The sequence below is a fragment of the Psychrosphaera algicola genome (genome assembly GCF_028401425.1).
Taxonomy (GTDB): domain Bacteria; phylum Pseudomonadota; class Gammaproteobacteria; order Enterobacterales; family Alteromonadaceae; genus Psychrosphaera; species Psychrosphaera algicola.
The window spans coordinates 2309121-2329005 of record NZ_JAQOMS010000002.1 but is presented as its reverse complement, the minus strand read 5'-3'; the positions used below and the strand labels follow the sequence as shown (position 1 = coordinate 2329005).

Sequence of the window (19885 nt, the reverse complement as noted above, 5' to 3'; positions counted from 1 at the left end):
TCAATGGAATTGATTAGGCCATCGCCGTCCGGATCTTCTAAAAGTCCATAATTGAATTTTCGTCACTGTCTTCAGCATCATGAATACTGACCCCGTTATTGAATAGGGTGAGTAAAACTGCATTTCCTGCTGGATTCGTGCCTGCAATATCGGCGTGCAACGACTGTAGGTTTACGAATGTTAGTAATGGTGAAAGGTCGGTCACACTAGTGTTGTTGATATTAAGTTCAATTAACGTACTTGAACTATTTGCAAGTGAAGACATTGCATTGTCATCAAACGATGTATTTGCTGTGAAAAAGCTAACAAGTTGAAAATTTGATAGTCCAACAAAATCTGTTGTAGGAGTGTCAGAAATATTAAGATAATTTAAATTAGACATACTAGATAGTAAGCTTAAATCTGAAAAGCTAGTGTTTTGTACTTCTAGTGTCTGCAAGTTGAAATTATTTAAGCTACTCCAATCAGAAACCCCCGTTTGGTAAAGTTTGAGGTGTTCCATTTGGGTCATAGATGCTAACAATGACAAATCTGAAAAACTTGTTTCCGCTGCGGAAAAATGCGTTAACGAAAAGTTAGTCATTCCTGACCAATCTGAAATATTGTTTGACGTCAATAAAAGCGTTTGCAAATTTGTCATGTGAGTAATTTCAGATAAGTTATTTAAATTACTAAAATCTAAATTTAAATAATTTAAATTTAGATCAGTTAAAAATGACCAATCTGCAAGCGTAACATTGTAAAGCGTTAGCGTCGTTAGGCTTGAATTGCTTGTGAGAAGGCTCCAGTCCGGAATATCGATTGAGTCAAATGCGCTAAATTCAGATAAATCTAAATTAGGGAGTTCTGACCAATCTGATGCACTAGATATTTGCAAGGATTGTAAGTTATCAAATAACGCTAAGTCATCTAATGTAGTAACTGTGTCACAGCTGAAATAACTCACATCCAACATTCGAGCCGTCGAACCATCGTAAAGACCGTTAAGACAGGTTTGCACTGTACTATCGGTATAGCTGATGTTATTAAGAAGTGAGTTTACGTCAACCGTAATTGTAAAGGTCTGAGTGACAGGGGCCGCGCCGTCTTCTCCGCCATCGGCAACTTCAATGATTACTTCACCAGATGTCGTTACACTATCTCCAGGAGTCCACGTTACGTAACCTGACGAGCTTACTGCCATGCCAACAGGGCCTTGGACTATCGTAAATGTAAAGTCTGTGGATTGGTCAAAGTCGTCAACATCAATTACCGATATTTGATAACCCCAGGTTATCGCTTCTGTGGCTGATGTGTCCGGAGTCGAGTTAATACTTGGCCCGTCATTCACAGGAGTAATATCAATGGTTAGCGTAGCATTATCGTATTGATTGTATTCATCGGCAACGATATAGCTCACGGTATCTTGGTAATTATTGTCGACAGCTGGGGTGTAATCGATAGTTGTGCCATCGGTTGTAACATCACCATACACCGCGCTGACACCAATAATTCGCAGATTTCCAGTGCTACCTTTACTGTCTAGATCATTCGATAATACATCGATATCATTTAGCGCCACTTCTTCAATAGCAGTCGCCGTATCATCGGTTAAATAAAGCGGATCGTTAATTTGATAGTGGTTTATACGCGGAGAAATAAGCTGATAATAGGTCGCTATTCCTTCATTTTCAGATGGTAATAAGTCAATAAATTGTTCAGATTCGACCACCCATAAAGTGCGGTTGACAAGATCTATATTGATAACTTGCCACGTTCGTTCGCGCAGTATTAAACAGGTTTGATCAACTTCAGGGTCACAAAATATATAACTACTTATGAATTCATCGTAGTAGCCTTTGAGGCTGATTTCACCTTCGAATTCTGACCATGTCCAATCTGTTTGGTTAAGATTAATTGAGTCACCATTTTTATACGCGCTATCTCTTACGACTTCGCTCTCTCCGTCTGGTGCTCCTATTGCTGCTGAACTTAATAACCTAAATGAGAATAAGTCGTCTGCAAGCAATTGGCCATTTTCGTCAAAACTAGCAGGTGCTGCTGTGACAAACGAGCTCAATAACTTTTTGTCGCTAACAAAATTAAGAATGTCAGAAGTACTAACTGTATTGTCTTTCGCAAAGTAACTTAATGTCGCGTAGCTGTTACCGTCAATCGTATTAGTGGCTTCTACAAGAACAACCCTATGCTCTGAACTTTCGCTAAGTGGTGTAAGCGTATAGTTTTCAAAGTTAGGATCGAAATCTATCTGGACAGTAATTACGCCGTCACTATCAATTTGCCAATCGAAACCGGCTGACAAATTACCGATATAGCCCGTTGCTCCGTCGCTATAGAAGTCGCTGGCATAATGAGTGCGGTTAAAGACATTATTGAGTTCTTCAAATCGTGGTAAGTACCAGGTTTCGTCCGATAAGTCCGCTGTACCATAAGTGCCAACGGTTGTTTTATCATATAAACGAGAACTTGATGGATCGCCATACTGATAATACGTAGCCCCAGCAAAGTCAGTCATCGGTGCTAATACATAGCGCGTTTGAGTCTCGATATCTACATCAAAATAGAGTTCAACATTGTCGGTGATTTGGATGACTTTGGACGTCGTTGACACGGTGATAGCAAAGGTTTGATACTCATCTTCTGTCGTCTCAACAAAATTATCGTATTCAGTTTGTGTGATTAAATTGTAATCCAACAGACTGCTTGCAGTAACTTCTTCAGGGTACTCAGTTGGGTTAACCATAGTAATAGTGATTACATCGTCGGCTTCGGTCCAAGTAAATTCTTGCTCACCCGTTAGGTCAATCACTTTACCTGTGTTGTTTAGTCGTTCAAAGTAATAGATATCACCGGAAGAAAAACGAGGGTGAACACCAATACTCTGCTGTACGTAACCATCTTTACTTATAGGGAATGCTTGTACTAATTCAAATGACAATGGCAGTTGGTCAAAGTTATTAGGTAAGTTAGTACCAACACGATCCGCAGAAATTTTCGCGGAATCTGATAAGTCATACATATCTACAATGTGCAACTCATCTCCAATAACGGCTCCAAATTGAGTATCACTGCTGCTGTATGACAATGACAAATCAAACGAACCATCAATTTCGGATTCAACCGGATAATACCTACTGTTTTTAATCTCAAAAAGTAGGTCAACATTGGTCACGGCAATTTGCCACTCGTTAGATTCACCAACATCGGTAATAACAATATCATCGGAGTTGTTTGCATCAATGTCTAGAGTACCAACTAATGGTTTTGGAGAGACAGTGATGGTGACGGTTGCCGCTTCGCTTTGCAGTTGCCCATCTGAAACAACATAACTTATTGTATCGCTTGTTGCGTTGTCTATTGGCGTATAGGTTAACGTATTGTCAGTTTCGATAACCACATTACCGGATACAGCTGTGGCAGAATATACGGTCAATGCATCGCCGTCAGCATCGGTGTCATTTATTAATACGTCGAAGTTTAGGCTACTGTAATTTACGACTGTTGCATCGTCATCAACCGCGACTGGGGCATCATTGACCGGCGTAATTGTAATATCGACATTGGCGCTACTGCTTAATTCGCCATCACTTAAATCGTAAATAAAACTATCGGCAATCGTTTCATCACCGCTATGTACGTAGGTAATCGTGCCATCACCATTGACGGTAACAGTGCCCGACGTCGGGTGCTGATTTATTGAAACAATGAGATCATTTTGCGAACTCTCCGCATCACTGTCGTTAACTTTAACATTAATTGTTGTGCTGCTTGCTTCGTTTAAGCTCGCTGTATCATCTACTGCAACTGGTGTGTCATTTGTTAAGGTAATAATAAAATCTATTGTTGAACTAACATTCACAGTGCCATCTGTCGCAATATAAGTAGTTGAATCTGTGATGGTTTCTGATCCATTGTGAGTGTATTGCAATGTGCCATCGCCATTTTGAGTCAAGGTACCGTTTGTTGTTGCCTCAAAACTCACTATGGTCAATGTATCACCGTCAATATCAACGTCGTTTGCTAATGGGTTTAGGGCAATCGAGTCACCTTCATTTAAAGTAAATATATCGGAATAGGCATTTGGTTCATCGTTAACAGGGGTTACGGTTAACACGACTTTCGCTGTACCTAGGTTGTTTAAACTGTCTATGACGACGTATTGAATCGTATCTTCGCCGTTAAAGTTTGGCGATGTAGAATAATCAAGTTGACCAGACATATCTAAAGATGTCATGCCTGCAAACGCAGTCGCGCCGACAAGTTGCATTTCAGTTGCCGCATTTTGACTATCTAAATCATTAGTTAACACATCTATATTTGCAGCAAATTCTTCTTCATTTACCGTAAGAGCATCGTCTACCGGATTGGCGGCTGGTGAAATTGTGTAATACGTTAAAAACTCAACAAGTACATCATAAGTTGGGGCTGGTTCTTCTAGCAATATCGAGTCAAAGTCTAGAACTTGCATAGATTCAACGACCCACAAACGATTAGTTTCAGGGTCGTAGGCTTTAACATTTAATTCGTTAATAAGAACTTCGTAACAACCGCTGTCGCTCTTCGGATCGCAATATTGCAGGCCTTGTTCAGTATCAAAATATTGCACTAAATACAGAGCGTCATTCTCAATTTGTGCAGCCCAGTTAGTGACACTACTGCTATCGGAATAGCTCATAATTCCGGTGGATTCAACCATGCCAACGGGTGCATTTTGTGCGCTTATACTGCTGATGATATGCGCATTTAGGTATTTAGTTTGTAATTGACCGTCGCCATCAAAACTATCTAACTGACTGTTACTGCGGCCATCTAGCAATACGTTATTTGTTAGCAAGTTAGTTAAATCTAAAGACGATAAGTCTTGCTCTTTTACAATATAACCAATTGCAGAAAGGGTTTGATCTGAGGTTGTGCCACTAATAAGTACTTCATAAGCGCTATCATCAAAGGTTACCTTAGTGAAGGTATAAGAATCGCCGTTTTCAATATTGACTTCCAATTCTGACGATTCATTAATGCTCCAATTGAAATTGAGACCTATAGTCAACTAATGAGCCGGAACCATTTACATCAAAAAATGCATTAATTGCTGTTTGTTCGTAATCTGATTTCGACAAGTCAAACAAAGGTAAAACAACATTTCCGGATAAATTAGAAAATGTATAAGTACCGATAGTTGGACGACGATATAGGCGATATGATTTGTCTTCTTCATTTACTTGAACACTGCCGCTACCAAGTTCTGACGGCAAATTGTATATCGCCTCAAAGCTCTCGATGACGTCTAAGTAAAGTGCACGGTTTTTGACCAGAGACAAAGTTAAGCTGGTGGTTTCTATCGAAACCGTAACCTCAGCGTCACTCGAACCATTGTTGGCAACATAAGTGTCATAGGTTGTTTGGTCAATCGCATTTAATTCTAAAAGTTCGTCAATACTTACCGTTTCTTCGTCAACTTTTGGGCTCGTCAAAGTGATTGACAAATCATTTCCATTTAACGCCCAAGTAAACTCTTCTTGACCGTTATCATAAGTATAGCTACCTGTTTTAACCCCAAAAGTGTCGTCAAATATTATTGATGCACCACTGACTTCAAGTGGATTAACGGCGATTCGTTGGAATGCATTTTTACCCGAATAAGTCGGTTTACTTAGGATGAATTCGCCTAAGAGGTCTACGTCAGTTAATAACGTCGTTAAGTCTGTAGCGTTAAAGTCAATTTGCAAAGAGGCCATGGTATCCAATAACGGGATTGTCACGTAATAAAGCATCTCATCTATGACGATGCCAAAATTATGCTCCGATTGATCAGACAGTGTTGTGTAAATTGACGTGTTGTCACTTTCTAATTCGAATGGGTACTGCTTGTTGTCAATAATCTCAAAAGCAGACTCAACATGATTTGCGACGGCAAAGCTCCATGCATCATTATCGCTATCATATGTGACATCAATATCATCTACTTGGTCGCCATTGATGTCATGTTGTCCCGCTAAAGAAAGCGGGGTCACAGTCACTTGGATTTGTGCAACAGTCTCTAAACCTTGCTCGTCACTCACTGTGTAGCTGACAATGTCCGACGTTATATCGGCATTTGGTATATAAACTAGATAAGCCCCTTCAACGATAGATACAGAGCCATTCTCAGCACTTGCGTTTACAATCGAAAGTGCATCTTCTTCTGGATCCGAGTCGTTTTCTAACGCGTATATTTCAACTGAGTCATAATTTACAACGCTCGCTACATCGTCTACAGCAATGGGAGCTTCGTTCTCATTGGTAATTGATACATCAAGATCGTAGCTGTCGGTTAAGCCTGCAAGGTCCGTTACCGTTACATTTAGCGAATAAAGCGGGGTTGTTTCAAAATCGAACGTGGCATTGGCAATAATACTTATTTCACCGGTTTGGGCGTCGATTGCAAAGCTAGAAGAGCCTGTTAACGTCCAAGTTAAGGTATCTGGCGCGTCAACGTCTAGAGCATCAAACGTTATGAAGGACGTTGCAGATTCAGGCGAGAATGACTCAAGTAATGGATCGATTAACATCGTATGACTTGTGATTTCAGGTGCTTCATTGACGTTTACCAACGTAATGGCTAAATCAAAATCAGTGCTGAGGTTTGACGCGTCGGAAACCGTAATAACGGTATCAAATGACGGTGACGTTTCAAAATCAACAGAGGCTTGATTGTCGATGGTAATAGCACCAGTATTTGGGTCGATACTAAATGCATCGCCACCATTAGCTAACGCAAAAGTAAATTCGGTTTCGTTGTCACCGTCAGTGACGACCGGCGTATAAATAAGTGTGCCTGAACTGATATTTTCATTAATGCTAACGGCAGAATCGCTTGTGATCATTGGCGGTTCATTTTCGTTTGTAACACTGACTTGGATATCATAGCTGTCGCTTAATCCGGCTTGGTCAGTAGCGGTAACACTTAAGGTATAAAGTGGGGTTGTTTCAAAATCGAACGCGGCATTGGCAATAATACTTATTTCACCAGTTAGCGCGTCGATAGAGAACTGACTCGAACCGGTTAACGTCCAAGTTAAGGTATCTGGCGCGTCAACGTCTAGAGCATCAAACGTTATGAAGGACGTTGCAGATTCAGGCGAGAATGACTCGAGTAATGGATCGATTAACATTGTATGACTGGTGATTTCAGGTGCTTCATTGACGTTTACTAACGTGATGGCCAAATCAAAATCAGTGCTGAGGTTTGACGCGTCGGAAACCGTAATAACGGTATCAAATGACGGTGACGTTTCAAAATCAACAGACGCTTGGTTGTTTACTGTGATTTCACCGGTTGTCGGGTTAATACTAAATGCATCGCCACCATTAGCTAACGCAAAGGTAAATTCGGTTTCGTTGTCACCGTCAGTGACGATTGGCGTATAAATAAGTGTGCCTGAACTGATATTTTCATTAATGCTAACGGTAGAAGCGCTTTTGATCATTGGCGGTTCATTTTCGTTTGTAACACTGACTTGGATATCATAGCTGTCGCTTAATCCGGCTTGGTCAGTAGCAGTAACACTTAAGGTATAAAGTGGGGTTGTTTCAAAATCGAACGTGGCATTGGCAATAATACTTATTTCACCAGTTTGGGCGTCAATTGCAAAGTTAGAAGAGCCTGTTAACGTCCAAGTTAAGGTATCCGATAGATCGTGCTCTGTTGCTTCAATCGTAATAAAGGCCGTTGCTTGCGGTTCGGAAAATGATTCGACAAGGCTTTCGATTAGCAGCGTGTGGCTTGATATTGATGGAGCTTCGTTCACATCAAGCAATGAAATTGTAAATGCAAAGTCGTTACTGAGCGAAGAGCTGTCAGTTACAGTGATGACGGTATTAAAGGTCGGTGTTGTTTCAAAATCAACAGACGCTTGGTTGTCGATGGTAATGGCACCGGTATTTGGGTCAATACTAAATGCATCGCCACCATTAGCTAACGCAAAGGTAAATTCGGTTTCGTTGTCACCGTCAGTGACAAACGGCGTATAAATAAGTGTGCCTGAACTGATATTTTCATTAATGCTAACGGCAGAATCGCTTGTGATCATTGGCGGTTCATTTTCGTTTGCAACACTGACTTGGATATCATAGCTGTCGCTTAATCCGGCTTGGTCAGTAGCAGTAACACTTAAGGTATAAAGTGGGGTTGTTTCAAAATCGAACACGGCATTGGCAATAATACTTATTTCACCAGTTTGGGCGTCGATTGCAAAGTTAGAAGAGCCGGTTAACGTCCAAGTCAAGGTATCTGGCGCGTCAACGTCTAGAGCATCAAACGTTATGAAGGACGTTGCAGATTCAGGCGAGAATGACTCAAGTAATGGATCGATTAACATCGTATGACTTGTGATTTCAGGTGCTTCATTGACGTTTACTAATGTAATGGCCAAATCAAAATCCGTGCTGAGGTTTGACGCGTCGGAAACCGTAATAACGGTATCAAATGACGGTGACGTTTCAAAATCAACAGAGGCTTGATTGTCGATGGTAATAGCACCGGTATTTGGGTCAATACTAAATGCATCACCACCATTAGCTAACGCAAAGGTAAATTCGGTTTCGTTGTCACCGTCAGTGACGACCGGCGTATAAATTAGTGTGCCTGAACTGATATTTTCATTAATGCTAACGGCAGAATCGCTTGTGATCATTGGCGGTTCATTTTCGTTTGTAACACTGACTTGGATATCATAGCTGTCGCTTAATCCGGCTTGGTCAGTAGCAGTAACACTTAAGGAATAAAGTGGGGTTGTTTCAAAATCGAACGCAGCATTGGCAATAATACTTATTTCACCAGTTTGGGCGTCGATTGCAAAGTTAGAAGAGCCTGTTAACGTCCAAGTTAAGGTATCTGATAGATCGTACTCTGTTGCTTCAATCGTAATAAAGGCCGTTGTTTGCGGTTCGGAAAATGATTCGACAAGGCTTTCGATGAGCAGCGTGTGGCTTGATATTGATGGAGCTTCGTTCACATCAAGCAATGAAATTGTAAATGCAAAGTCGTTACTGAGCGAAGTGCTGTCAGTCACAGTGATGACGGTATTAAAGGTCGGTGACGTTTCAAAATCAACAGACGCTTGGTTGTCGATGGTAATAGCACCGGTATTTGGGTCAATACTAAATGCATCGCCACCATTAGCTAACGCAAAGGTAAATTCGGTTTCGTTGTCACCGTCAAAAACGATTGGGGAATAGATTAATGTTCCAGCAGCTAAATGTTCATCTATCGTTAACGCTGAGTTACTGGTAATCATTGGTGCTTCAGGCACATCAATGATTGAAACTGTAATATTTTGACTCGCAGTTACGCCCAGCGGATCTTCTGCAATAACTGAAATTTGATAACTTGAGATTTGTTCAAAATTGACTGGTGCAACTAAGGTGATTTGACCTGAATTTTGATCAATAGCAAACGTATTTGAATCGTCGCTTAGGGTGAATGTGCTATTTTCAACGTCTTCATCCTCGATTAATACCGCGATGACAAGGCTGTTAATAGTCGCGTTTTCAGACAAAGTAACTTGTTCAGAGGAAATAAAGAGTGGCGCTTGGTTGCTAAGATTTACACGAACCGGCAAATTAACTTCAAATTCACCATCTTCAAAATCAAAAACTAACAGTAAGTTGTCGATGCCGTCAAAACCAATTTCTGGAATGTATTGCACAACCCCGTTACTGAAGGTTGCTGTACCGTTACTTGCACTTACGGTATTCAACGTAGCGTTGTTTGGTAGTTGATCTGAAATGTCCGCCAATGCGATTTCAATTGGCGTTATATCTTCGGTTGTTGCGATTACATCTACGACATTAATCGAAACGGTTGTTATTGAACTAAGTAAACTACCGTCACTTACGCGGTAGCTAAAACTGTCTGTCCCAACAAAATCTGAATTGGCGGTGTAGCTAAAACTCCCATTTTCCGCCATTACCACTTCGCCAAAACTTGGCTGGGTAACACTCGATAAGTCAACATTGATATTATCGCCGTCAATGTCGGTGTCATTTGCCAATACACCAAAGCTTCTATGCACCTGCGATGTCGCATCATTGGTTAGTTTATAGCTGTCGTTTAAAGCTGTTGGAATGTCATTTTGCGCCACAACGGTTAATTCTACGGTAGCAGAAGTTGCATTATCTTTTTCATCAGCAAGTTGATACTGAAAAGTATCTAAACCAAAAAAGTTGGGATTTGGTTGGTAACTAAATGTGCCGTCGGAAGCGAGTAGCAAAGTACCGTTTTGAGTAGTTTGCATCAGTGTGAGAATAATTTCACTCATCGCGGTGTCTTCATCAAAGTCATTGTTTGTAATTGAATTTTCTGAACTAACAACAAGTAATGAGTCTTCGTTTAACTGAAACTGATCGTTTACCGTAATCGGCGGGTAACCGTTAAAATCTGGGGTGGTGACTTCGACAATTGCCTTAGCTAGTTGCGCCAGAAGGGTCGGTAATAGTGTAGCCAAAGCGGTCATAATTAACGAAGTTTTCAGCAGGAGTATATTCAAATGTACCGTTTGAAAATAACTGCACGGTACCAAAGGCTGGTAAGTTTGTTGAATCAATTGCAACGGTAAGAGTGTCACCGTCAACGTCATTATCATTGGCTAACACACCACTTTCAGAGGATGTAAAAGGCAAACTTGTCATGATGATATTATCGTCAAGTGCCGTTGGCGCATCATTTACCGGAGTAACCGTAATAGTGACCGATGCTTCACTTGTTTGGTTGTTTTCATTAAAAATGGCGTAAGTAAATAAATCTGTACCGGTAAAGTTGTTATTTGGTACATAGCTAAAACTACCGTCACTGTTGATGGTGACTTGGCCATTACTAGGATTGTTAACCGCTATCGTGTTGGCCAAAATTACGCCATCATCAAATACGGTATCATTCGTCATAAAGTTGCCATTTAATGTGGCGTCTTCAACAACGGTAAAAGCGTCATTCACAGCAATTGGGGCTGTGGTGATGACATCACCTTCTAATAACAAGGTATTGCTGTATGCACTTTCACCCGTACCGTCGATTCCGGTTACTAAGATATAATAGGAATTTCCAATGGGTTTTTCAGTTAAGCTTGCAGAATTAGTAGTTAATGATAATTTGGCGTCACCGCCCTCTAGTTCAACGTAATTTGGGCCTGTTAAACCAAATTCAGTGGTGACATACACGTTGTATCGAAGGACATTGGCATTGACATCCCAATTGACATTGAGCGTGTCTGTAGTTTCGTCGATGCTTGCTGCAACGCCAGTAATGACTTTGCTTTGCCAATTAATGTTGACTGTTGCAACTTGTTGTAAGTTATCTGCGACGTCTTCAACCCAAAGTTGCAGACTATTTTCTCCTGACTGCCATCCAAATAAATGAGGGCTAATACCATTAACCATAGTTGAAACTGCAGTTCCGCAATTTTCTTCACAAACCACTAAAACATCGCTTGTACCTGAGAAACCAAGTAGGACACGTTTAATACCATCGGTATCTTCTGCCGTTACCGAAACTGTAACATTGCCAGTAAATAAGTCGCCAGCGAGAGGGTACTTAAAGTTACCCGTAGCATTTAGCAAAGCGGCATTGTAGGTCAAAGCAGAATTGACGTTTTGTCCACCAATTTTTGCTACAGGCGAAAAAGTGATGCGGTTTAAAGTTGTGGCATTAATTGCCATTTCGGCAGGCGTTAAATCTGAGGCACTATCGGCAGTTGAATGAGAACTCTCATCCGTATTGTCACTTGTATTTTCACCACCACCGCAGGACATTACAATCAGGCAGAGGCCTACCATTGTCGAGGTGTGTATTAGTCGTTTTAGAAAAACTATCATTTTACTGCCCGTGTTAAATTTATTTTGCTACTTTATGGTGAAAGTACCCTTGACATTAATGTCAGGATTGGCAATTTCTTCCAGCGTAAAATCACCAATTATTGAGTCTAATCCGTCAAGAAAGTCTACTTCTATATCGCCATCGGCTAAGTTGTCACCATGGGAGGCATAGGTTATATCTAGGTCAATTTCATCAATATTTATGACACCATCAAAAGTCGCAAACCATTCGCCACCAGCGTCGTCAAAAGACATATTGCCTTCAGGGACTGTGCCTTTGTCAAAGTCGATGGTCATTGCAACTTGGAAGTTACTTACAGGACCTACCGATGATTCTAACGAAGAATTAGCAAGTTGGTTATAGGTGAAATCCCCTGTTCGTTCTGCTAAAAGCTCTTCAATAGGAGTGGTATCTAAGGAGTTAAAATCGTCTGTTGCTAAAAATGATTCGTCTTCAATCAGATTATCTGCATTCTCTTCAACTGTAGTTGCCACTTCTTGTGATTGTTCAACTTCAGAATCGATTTCTGCTTCATCTTCAGCTTCTGTGTTTTCTTCGGAGTCGGAATCAGCCTCAACCGTAATTGACGCAACGACAGTAGTGGTTGCTACCGTGCTACTTGTACTCTCTTCTTGGGTTTCTTCTTCTTCCTCTTCTTCATTCTGATCGATATCGTCGGCTTCCGTGGTCATGCCGGTTTCAAATGTTTGAGGGGTTCGATAAATGTGGTTACTTTGCCCTGAGGATCAATACTGGCGTAGGAGTAGCCTTCATTCTGTCCGAGGGATAAAGTGCTACCCGACTGATCACCAGAGGTAATGTCTAAATCCACCGCACCGTCCCATACAGCAACCCAAATTGTGCCGCCAACGATTTCTACTTCATAGTGAGTTCCGCGAATACCGATACTGCCCACAGGGGTTTTTAATTTGTAATCACCGCTTTCAGCTTTAATTGAACCGGTAACTGAACGTAGGCCACCTTTCACAAGTTCCATAACAACCGAACCACGACCATTGTCGTCGCTAAACTTGTAGTCGGAGATAAGGAGTTCACTATTTTCTTTTAATGCAATCATGCCGCCGTCGGTCATACGTAACTGAGCTTTTGCATTAGCACCTGTTGAAACGACATCGCTGCTATAAATCGGCGAACGGCGTTTTAATTTTCTGGTATCTGCACCGGAAGACGAAATAGCGCTTACCGCACCACGAGTTACGAGAGTCTTTCCCGCTGCGGTTTGGGCTTGGCCGTTTGATATAAACATTAAGCCTGATAATAATAGTACTGAACGAATTAACATGTACGTCTCCTAAAATCGATATTGCCAACTGCCGGCCACTTCCAAGCGGTCGTAACTAAATAGCTCTACATTACTCTCTTTGTTCTGTACATTTATCGAGAGCTTTAATTGTAGCTTATCTGATGAATTAAACAGCAGCTGTGAAGATAAGGCAGTCATTACCTCATCTCTTACTTCTTTAAATAGTGGGTGCTCGTCGTCATACTTGTGGTTTTCAACCATGATATAACTGTTGCTAACTAAGGTATTGGTGATTGGCCAAGTGACTTGGTATGTAACACCCATAGTGTCTTTACTATTGTAATTACTTGCTTGATCATCGGTAACATCTTGTTGCCAATGTCCAATTATGGTGTGCAGTAGCTTTGTTTTGTATTGGAACGAACCACTAATTTTGGTTCGTGTCATGTCTAGCTGGGGATTAACATCATTGGCTATTTTTGAATAGTTACCGCCTAAACGATAACTGGTTTTGCGACTGGTGTTCTTCTGAAAAAATAACGAAATACCATTCTCTGTGCGGTAAGGCCCTATTTCTTTTTCAACATTGCCCGTTAAGTCTTCAACACTTGTGGCTTGTTCAACCTCACGCCACAGTGGCCGAGAAAAACCTGCGACTGATACTTTTCCACGCAACAATTCTTGCTCATAGGCGAGATTAAACCCAGCTTGAAAACGTTGATATTGAGTTTGCTGTGCATAGCCAAAATAGCTTGCCAATACATCAATTTTTAACCATTGATATTGGCTGATAGGGTGCTGATATCCTGCCATATAATTTACAGAATAACTCAAGTCACGTGTTGCTCTTGAAGTGTCAAATAATTGAATCTCGCCGATATTAGGTAATGTAATCGTTTTTTGGTCTGTACCGCTATTTACGTTGTTATCATATGCAATACTTGAAGATACTTGCTGATACCAGGTTAAATTTCGATTGACTAAAATTCTTTCAACACGGTTATGTAAAGCTTCTGTTTTTTCGCGTTGTGTTTGGGTTAACGGGCGTGTTAATAGGCGCTCTAACTCGGCGGCTGCGGCATGAAGGTTATCTACTTTTAGATAACTAGAGGCTAAATAGTAGCGACTCAAATAAGAACCTGGTTTAGTTAATAAAACCCGTTCAAAAGCAAAAACTGCTTCTTGATATTTTTCACTGCCGTAGGCCGCTAAACCAACTAATAAATCAAATTCAGGGTCACCACCGTATTCAAAGGTTTGGTCGTCACCATATTGATATGCAGCAATATAATCTTTGGCTTTTAATAATGAATTAAGTTGTTTTATCACTTCGGTAAAAGAGGGCTGTTCCGCATGTAGTTGTGCAGTCATCCCTAAAGCAGCGATTAAACAATATATCCTTGCCATACTTTTTAACATTTTAAACCTAGAATTATTTTCAATTAGTTACCAAATTTGATTGAGCCTTTTATAAAGTAAGGCTCCTCCCTTCTTTTGCAAAAAAGAAACTATAAGGTGGTTTCTCACCGAGTATTCTTGCCGTTAAATCATCAAGCTGATCATCTGTTCTTAGTGGGTCGTGGCTAAATAAACACAATAGCTTAACGTTAGCCAACTCTGCTAAGTTTAGTGTTTCATCAATGGATGAATGACCCCAACCAAGTTTATCATTCATTTCATGTGCTAAATATTGTGCATCATGAATTAACATATCTGAGTTTTCGCAAAATTTAACCCAATCTTGGACGCCATGTTTATTATGACTTTCAGGGGCTAATAACTCGTTGTCAGTCGCGTATATTAACAGCTTATTGTCACAAAATATCCTAAAGGCTGTGCCACCGTCCGGATGATTCATTTTCATCGACTGAATATGAAAGTCACCAATGTCGTATCCTTCTGAAAAATCTGTCTTTTTTATCGTAATTGTCGAAGGGACTTGATGATATTTAACCGGGAAATAACTTTTGGACATTTGGTCTAATATCGCCGTATCGTGCTGAGTATCGGTTTGGCCGGGGTAAATGGTGATTTGACTGTTCTTTTTAAAGACAGGCGAGAAAAACGGAAATCCCTGTATATGGTCCCAGTGATGGTGACTCAACAAAATATTGATTGGCAGTGGGTAATCGCTAAATTCACAACTGGCGATCCGTAAACCTGTGCCCGCATCTAATATTAGCTTTTGGCCATTATTACTTTCCAGTACGGTGCAAGGCGTATTGCCTCCATAGCGGCTGGTTTCCTTCCTAGCGTTGGAACCGAACCCCGAACACCATAAAACGTAACTTTCATTAGATAACTACCCCTATAATAAGTATGATTTTTATACGCCAAAGCCGCTGATATTACAATTGAATAACGCCATATATGCTTGAACTTTCCTATAAAACTAGTTTTTTTGTTAGGTGAACTAGAAAGATCGGTAATATTTGTTATACCTAAATGAAGTTGCACTAAATTGAATTAGGACATCATTTCGATTAATGACTGACTAAAATAGTCCGATAAAGCTTAACTAATACCATCCTAAATCTAAAACTTTATAGAAAGGCTTCTATATGAACTTATTGACAAATTTAACTATCAGAGCGCGCCTGCAGGTAAACGCAGTCGTGATTGCTCTGGCTTTACTTACGCTATTTGCTTTGATGCTGATTAACCTAACTAAAATGAATGATTTGGGACAAGCGCTAGTAAAGGTGGAGTCGCTAAATTCTCAAGTATTAATGTTACGTCGAAATGAAAAAGATTTTCTCGCGAGAAAAGAGCTTAAATACGTCGATTTGTTTACTAAGAATTCTGCTCTTTTATCAAAACAAATTGCAGAACTAGGTGTTATGACCTCTGATTTGGGTATTAAAGCATCCGAACTAGACACCTTTGCTCAAATATCTGAGCTCTACACGAAGCAGTTTGTCGAAGTGAGTCAGTTTCAACAGAAAGTCGGCTTGGATTCAAAAGATGGATTATATGGCGAACTACGAAATGCTGTGCATGATGTCGAGGATATTTTAAATAGTAATCAGACTCATAGATTATTGGTTGATATGTTGCAATTACGCCGGACAGAAAAAGATTTTATGTTACGTCGAGATGCCAAGTACCTTGCGGTATTTGACGAACAAATGACGCATTTTTATAAAGACATAGATAATGCCGATCTAACGGGCGACACCGCAACCCGAATTAAAGCGTCTTTGGATATCTATAAAGAAAAATTTTTAAACCTAGCGAAAGCGGAAAAAGCGATTGGTTTAAACGCGCAGTCTGGCCTTTTAGGTCAACTGCGTGGGACGATAACGCAAACTGAAGACAGCTTGAGTGCGATTAAAAGCAAACTTGAAACTAGCCTAGAGCAGGCAATTAGTACCGCAACGATTACGGCTATTATCGTCTTTATCGGCGCTATGATTTTTGTCATGGTAGTTGTTTATTACACGAGTCAGAGCATTATTAGTCCAATATTGGCGGTTAGAAATGCAATCTCTCATATACGAACTAAAAAGATCTTACCTTACTTGTTAAAACAAAAGGTAAAGACGAACTGGTTGAGTTAGGTGAGGATGTTAATACGCTCATAAGTGATTTTAAACATTTAATTTACAACGTAAATAAGGCGTTAACTACATTGGATAATGCCACGGTAGAACTTGCCGAGAATGCCCAAGATACTTTAGATGGGATGGAAAAGCAGTTCCAAGAAAGTGATATGGTCGCGACATCAGGCGCCGAAATGCAGGCAACAGTTTCAGATATTCATCAAAATACCCAATTAGCCACAGCGACCGCAAATAAAACCGGAGAATTAGCTGATAGTGGCTCGAACGAGGTTGAACAGACGTCGAAAAATATTAACGAACTGGCCAGTCAGTTACAGGAAGCCTTATCACAAATTGAAAAACTAGAACAAGACAGTCAATCAATTGGTACTGTTTCAGACGCTATCCGGGGGATTGCTGAGCAAACAAACTTATTGGCGTTGAATGCAGCGATTGAAGCTGCGCGTGCTGGAGAACAAGGTCGGGGTTTTGCTGTGGTTGCCGATGAAGTTAGAAATCTTGCGATGCGTACACAAGAGTCCACAAGTGAAATTGAAACTATCATTAATTCTTTGCAGACGAGTACTCAGACTATCGTTGCTGTTGTGACACAGTGCCATAAATACGGAATTGAATGTTCAGAGCAAGCTAACCGTGCGGGGAGTCGCTTAAGTTGATTTCAAGTCACGTGCAGGAAGTGGTGGATATGAATAGCCAAATTTCCAATTCATTGCAGGAGCAAGATGAAGTCGCGACAGAAATGAGTAAACACGTTATTCAAATACGAGATATTGCCGAACGCAGTCAAATGAGTGCAGCGACGAATGCTGAAGCAAGCCAAGATATTGCTAAGCAAGCAGCAATATTACATGAAGAAATTGAGCGATATAAAGTGTCTTAGTGAGCTCAAGGGCAGGTATATTAAATGAATAAAATGGGGCCACAGTGACCCCATTTTAGTGTTAGCGATTGGTCATTTACTATGATTAACCAGCCATTTGAGCGGGTGTAGCTTGCGCTTGTTTTTTAGCTAATCGAGCTTGATGTAACAAAGGTTCAGTATAACCACTAGGTTGTGTCGTTCCCTCTAATACAAGATTTAATGCAGCATTAAAAGCTATGGACGAGTCAAAATGAGGCGCCATAGAAACATAACTTTTGTCATTGTGGTTTTGTTTGTCTACGATTACCGCCATCTTTTTGAAAATGTCGACTACCTGTTGTTTATTGCATAAGCCGTGATGTAGCCAGTTGGTGATATGTTGGCTTGATATACGACATGTCGCCCGATCTTCCATTAAGCCCACATTATTAATGTCTGGCACTTTAGAGCAACCAACACCTTGGTCAACCCACCGAACCACATAACCGAGAATTCCCTGAGCATTATTTTCGATTTCAGCGGTGATCTCGGTTTGTGTAAGTTGTTCTTCATCTTGCAACAAAGGTATTTGCAGGATCTGATCAATATTTGACTTACAGCGTGTCAGTAGCGACTCCTGGACCGACCCAACATTGATTTTGTGATAATGCAATGCATGTAACGTGGCTGCCGTTGGCGAAGGCACCCACGCTGTTGTTGCTCCAGCTTGAGGGTGGGCTAGTTTGGCAACCATCATGGCTTGCATATGATCTGGGATAGGCCACATACCTTTGCCGATCTGAGCTGCGTGGTGAAACCCAGTTGCTAATCCGTAGGCCACATTTGATTGTTCGTAAGCATCTAGCCAAGGTTCAGTTTTAATTTGAGCTTTTGGCAAAAATGGGCCCGCCAACATGCTGGTATGAATCTCATCACCTGTACGGTCTAAAAATCCAGTATTGATAAAGACTACTCGTTCAGCCGCTTCGCCTATACATGCCTTCAAATTCAAAGAGGTTCGACGTTCTTCGTCCATAATTCCCATTTTTATGGTATGGCGAGGAACGTCGATTAGGTCTTCTATGTCGTCAAATAATTGATTTGCAAATGCGACTTCTTCTGGGCCATGCATTTTTGGCTTAACGATATATATTGACCCTTTTTGCGAATTTTTGATTGTGGCATCAACAGGTTTAAGCAAATCGATTTTGCCAACTAAGCTAGTAATTACGCCATCCAAAATGCCTTCAGGCATTTCTTTTGGTTATATAAGACTGCAGGGGTTGTCATTAAGTGGCCAACATTGCGGACAAACATCAATGAACGACCACTTAAACTAAGTGAATTGCCATTGTTACCAATAAATTGCAGATCTGGATTCATTTTGCGGAGGATTGACTTACCCCTTTATTTACTTCAGTTGATAAATCCCCTGCATTAACCCAAGCCAGTTTTTATAAACTTGCACCTTGTCTTCGCCATCAACAGCTGCAACTGAATCTTCACAGTCCATTATTGTACTTATTGCCGACTCAACTTTGATGTCTTTGATATGGGCTAAATCGGTTTTACCTATAATATGGGTATCGTCGATTTCGATGTAGAAATGCAAATTGTTATGTTTAAACAAAAGATGGGTTGGTGCATGAGGCAGGCCACGGTATCCCGCAAATAGCGTTGGGGTTTCTAGTGGTGCAATTTGACCGGCAACCTTAAGTTTTAGTTGGCCTAGTTCAATGTCAAAACCTAAAACATCTTCCCAACTTGCGCCAGATATTGGCACTATGTCATTTAAAAAGGCTCTACCATAGGCAATAACCTGCTCTCCGCGAATTGGATTGTAATGTGCGCTAAGGTTCTGACCCCGTATCATGAGGAATAACGTCTGTACCATAAAGTGCATCATATAAACTTCCCCATCGAGCATTTACTGCATTTAGGGCATATCGCGCATTCATTACGGGCACAACAAGTTGTGGACCGGCAATTTCCGACAACTCATTGTCGACGTTTTTCGGGCTGATAGTAACGCCATCTGGCTCTGGTAACAGATAGCCTATGTCACTTAAAAAGCGTTTATATTCCGAAAATTCAAATGTTGGGTTTGATTGATGATACGCATCAATTTGGCTTTGCAATGTTTCACGCTTATCTAACAAGGCCTCATTTGTGGATATATGTTTGCCTAGTAGCTGCTCAAAACCCGTCCAAAATGCATCTGGTTGTAACCCCAAGTGTTTTAATACGGAGTTGTTTACGAATTGATACAAAGCTTCGTCAATCGATAGATTGTTAAATTGAATGTGTTCTACGTCCTGCATAATATAAGACCCCAACGGAAATTTAGATAACAATTGATATTAAATGGA

At 40.7% G+C, this 19885-nt stretch carries 9 protein-coding genes and 2 pseudogenes; 3 read left to right on the top strand and 8 right to left on the bottom strand.

Features of this window, described 5'->3' with window-relative positions:
• Positions 1–37 precede the first annotated feature (37 nt).
• The 7 genes and pseudogenes from PN838_RS12590 to PN838_RS12560 all read right to left on the bottom strand — a co-directional run.
• On the bottom strand, positions 38–5047 hold the full coding sequence (locus PN838_RS12590) for a cadherin-like domain-containing protein (RefSeq protein ID WP_272180889.1): 5010 nt from the start codon (positions 5045–5047) through the stop codon (positions 38–40).
• Positions 5013–10484, bottom strand: a complete 5472-nt coding sequence (locus PN838_RS12585; RefSeq protein ID WP_272180888.1) for a cadherin domain-containing protein — start codon at positions 10482–10484, stop codon at positions 5013–5015. Before PN838_RS12585 ends, PN838_RS12590 begins: the two co-directional genes overlap by 35 nt.
• Positions 10444–11784 (bottom strand): cadherin-like domain-containing protein, encoded by a 1341-nt coding sequence (locus PN838_RS12580; RefSeq protein ID WP_272180887.1) that lies wholly within the window; start codon positions 11782–11784, stop codon positions 10444–10446. The genes PN838_RS12585 and PN838_RS12580 overlap by 41 nt, the downstream gene beginning before the upstream one ends.
• A gap of 90 nt (positions 11785–11874) precedes the next feature.
• Positions 11875–12540, bottom strand: coding sequence for a hypothetical protein (locus PN838_RS12575; RefSeq protein WP_272180886.1), 666 nt, complete (start codon positions 12538–12540; stop codon positions 11875–11877).
• Positions 12537–13151, bottom strand: coding sequence for a FecR family protein (locus tag PN838_RS12570; RefSeq protein ID WP_272180885.1), 615 nt, complete (start codon positions 13149–13151; stop codon positions 12537–12539). The genes PN838_RS12575 and PN838_RS12570 overlap by 4 nt, the downstream gene beginning before the upstream one ends.
• A 9-nt stretch (positions 13152–13160) precedes the next feature.
• The gene (locus tag PN838_RS12565; protein WP_272180884.1) at positions 13161–14483 is read right to left on the bottom strand and encodes a surface lipoprotein assembly modifier; all 1323 of its coding nucleotides are present in this window, start codon (positions 14481–14483) and stop codon (positions 13161–13163) included.
• A 97-nt stretch (positions 14484–14580) separates the two neighbouring features.
• Positions 14581–15330 (bottom strand): annotated as a pseudogene (locus tag PN838_RS12560) (MBL fold metallo-hydrolase); the annotation flags it as partial.
• A 343-nt stretch (positions 15331–15673) separates the two neighbouring features.
• On the opposite strand from PN838_RS12560, the gene PN838_RS12555 reads away from it, so the two are divergent.
• The 3 genes from PN838_RS12555 (at position 15674) to PN838_RS12545 (ending at position 17555) form a co-directional block, all read left to right on the top strand.
• Positions 15674–16672 (top strand): hypothetical protein, encoded by a 999-nt coding sequence (locus tag PN838_RS12555; protein ID WP_272180883.1) that lies wholly within the window; start codon positions 15674–15676, stop codon positions 16670–16672.
• 71 nt (positions 16673–16743) lie between these two features.
• Positions 16744–17331 carry a methyl-accepting chemotaxis protein gene (locus tag PN838_RS12550; protein WP_272180882.1) on the top strand — a complete coding sequence of 196 codons (588 nt, stop codon included), beginning with the start codon at positions 16744–16746 and terminating at the stop codon, positions 17329–17331.
• Positions 17328–17555: a hypothetical protein gene (locus PN838_RS12545; protein WP_272180881.1), complete on the top strand. Its 228-nt coding sequence runs from the start codon at positions 17328–17330 to the stop codon at positions 17553–17555. The genes PN838_RS12550 and PN838_RS12545 overlap by 4 nt, the downstream gene beginning before the upstream one ends.
• A gap of 85 nt (positions 17556–17640) precedes the next feature.
• Here the strand turns inward: PN838_RS12545 and PN838_RS12540 are convergent.
• Positions 17641–19837 (bottom strand): annotated as a pseudogene (locus tag PN838_RS12540) (malate synthase G).
• Positions 19838–19885: the final 48 nt, after the last annotated feature.

Excerpts from the sequence above, each read along its gene's own strand:
- PN838_RS12575 (WP_272180886.1), bottom strand. The coding sequence starts at position 12,540 with ATGACCACGGAAGCCGACGATATCGATCAGAATGAAGAAGAGGAAGAA.
- PN838_RS12580 (WP_272180887.1), bottom strand. The coding sequence starts at position 11,784 with ATGTCCTGCGGTGGTGGTGAAAATACAAGTGACAATACGGATGAGAGT.
- PN838_RS12570 (WP_272180885.1), bottom strand. The coding sequence starts at position 13,151 with ATGTTAATTCGTTCAGTACTATTATTATCAGGCTTAATGTTTATATCA.
- PN838_RS12555 (WP_272180883.1), top strand. The coding sequence starts at position 15,674 with ATGAACTTATTGACAAATTTAACTATCAGAGCGCGCCTGCAGGTAAAC.
- PN838_RS12565 (WP_272180884.1), bottom strand. The coding sequence starts at position 14,483 with ATGACTGCACAACTACATGCGGAACAGCCCTCTTTTACCGAAGTGATA.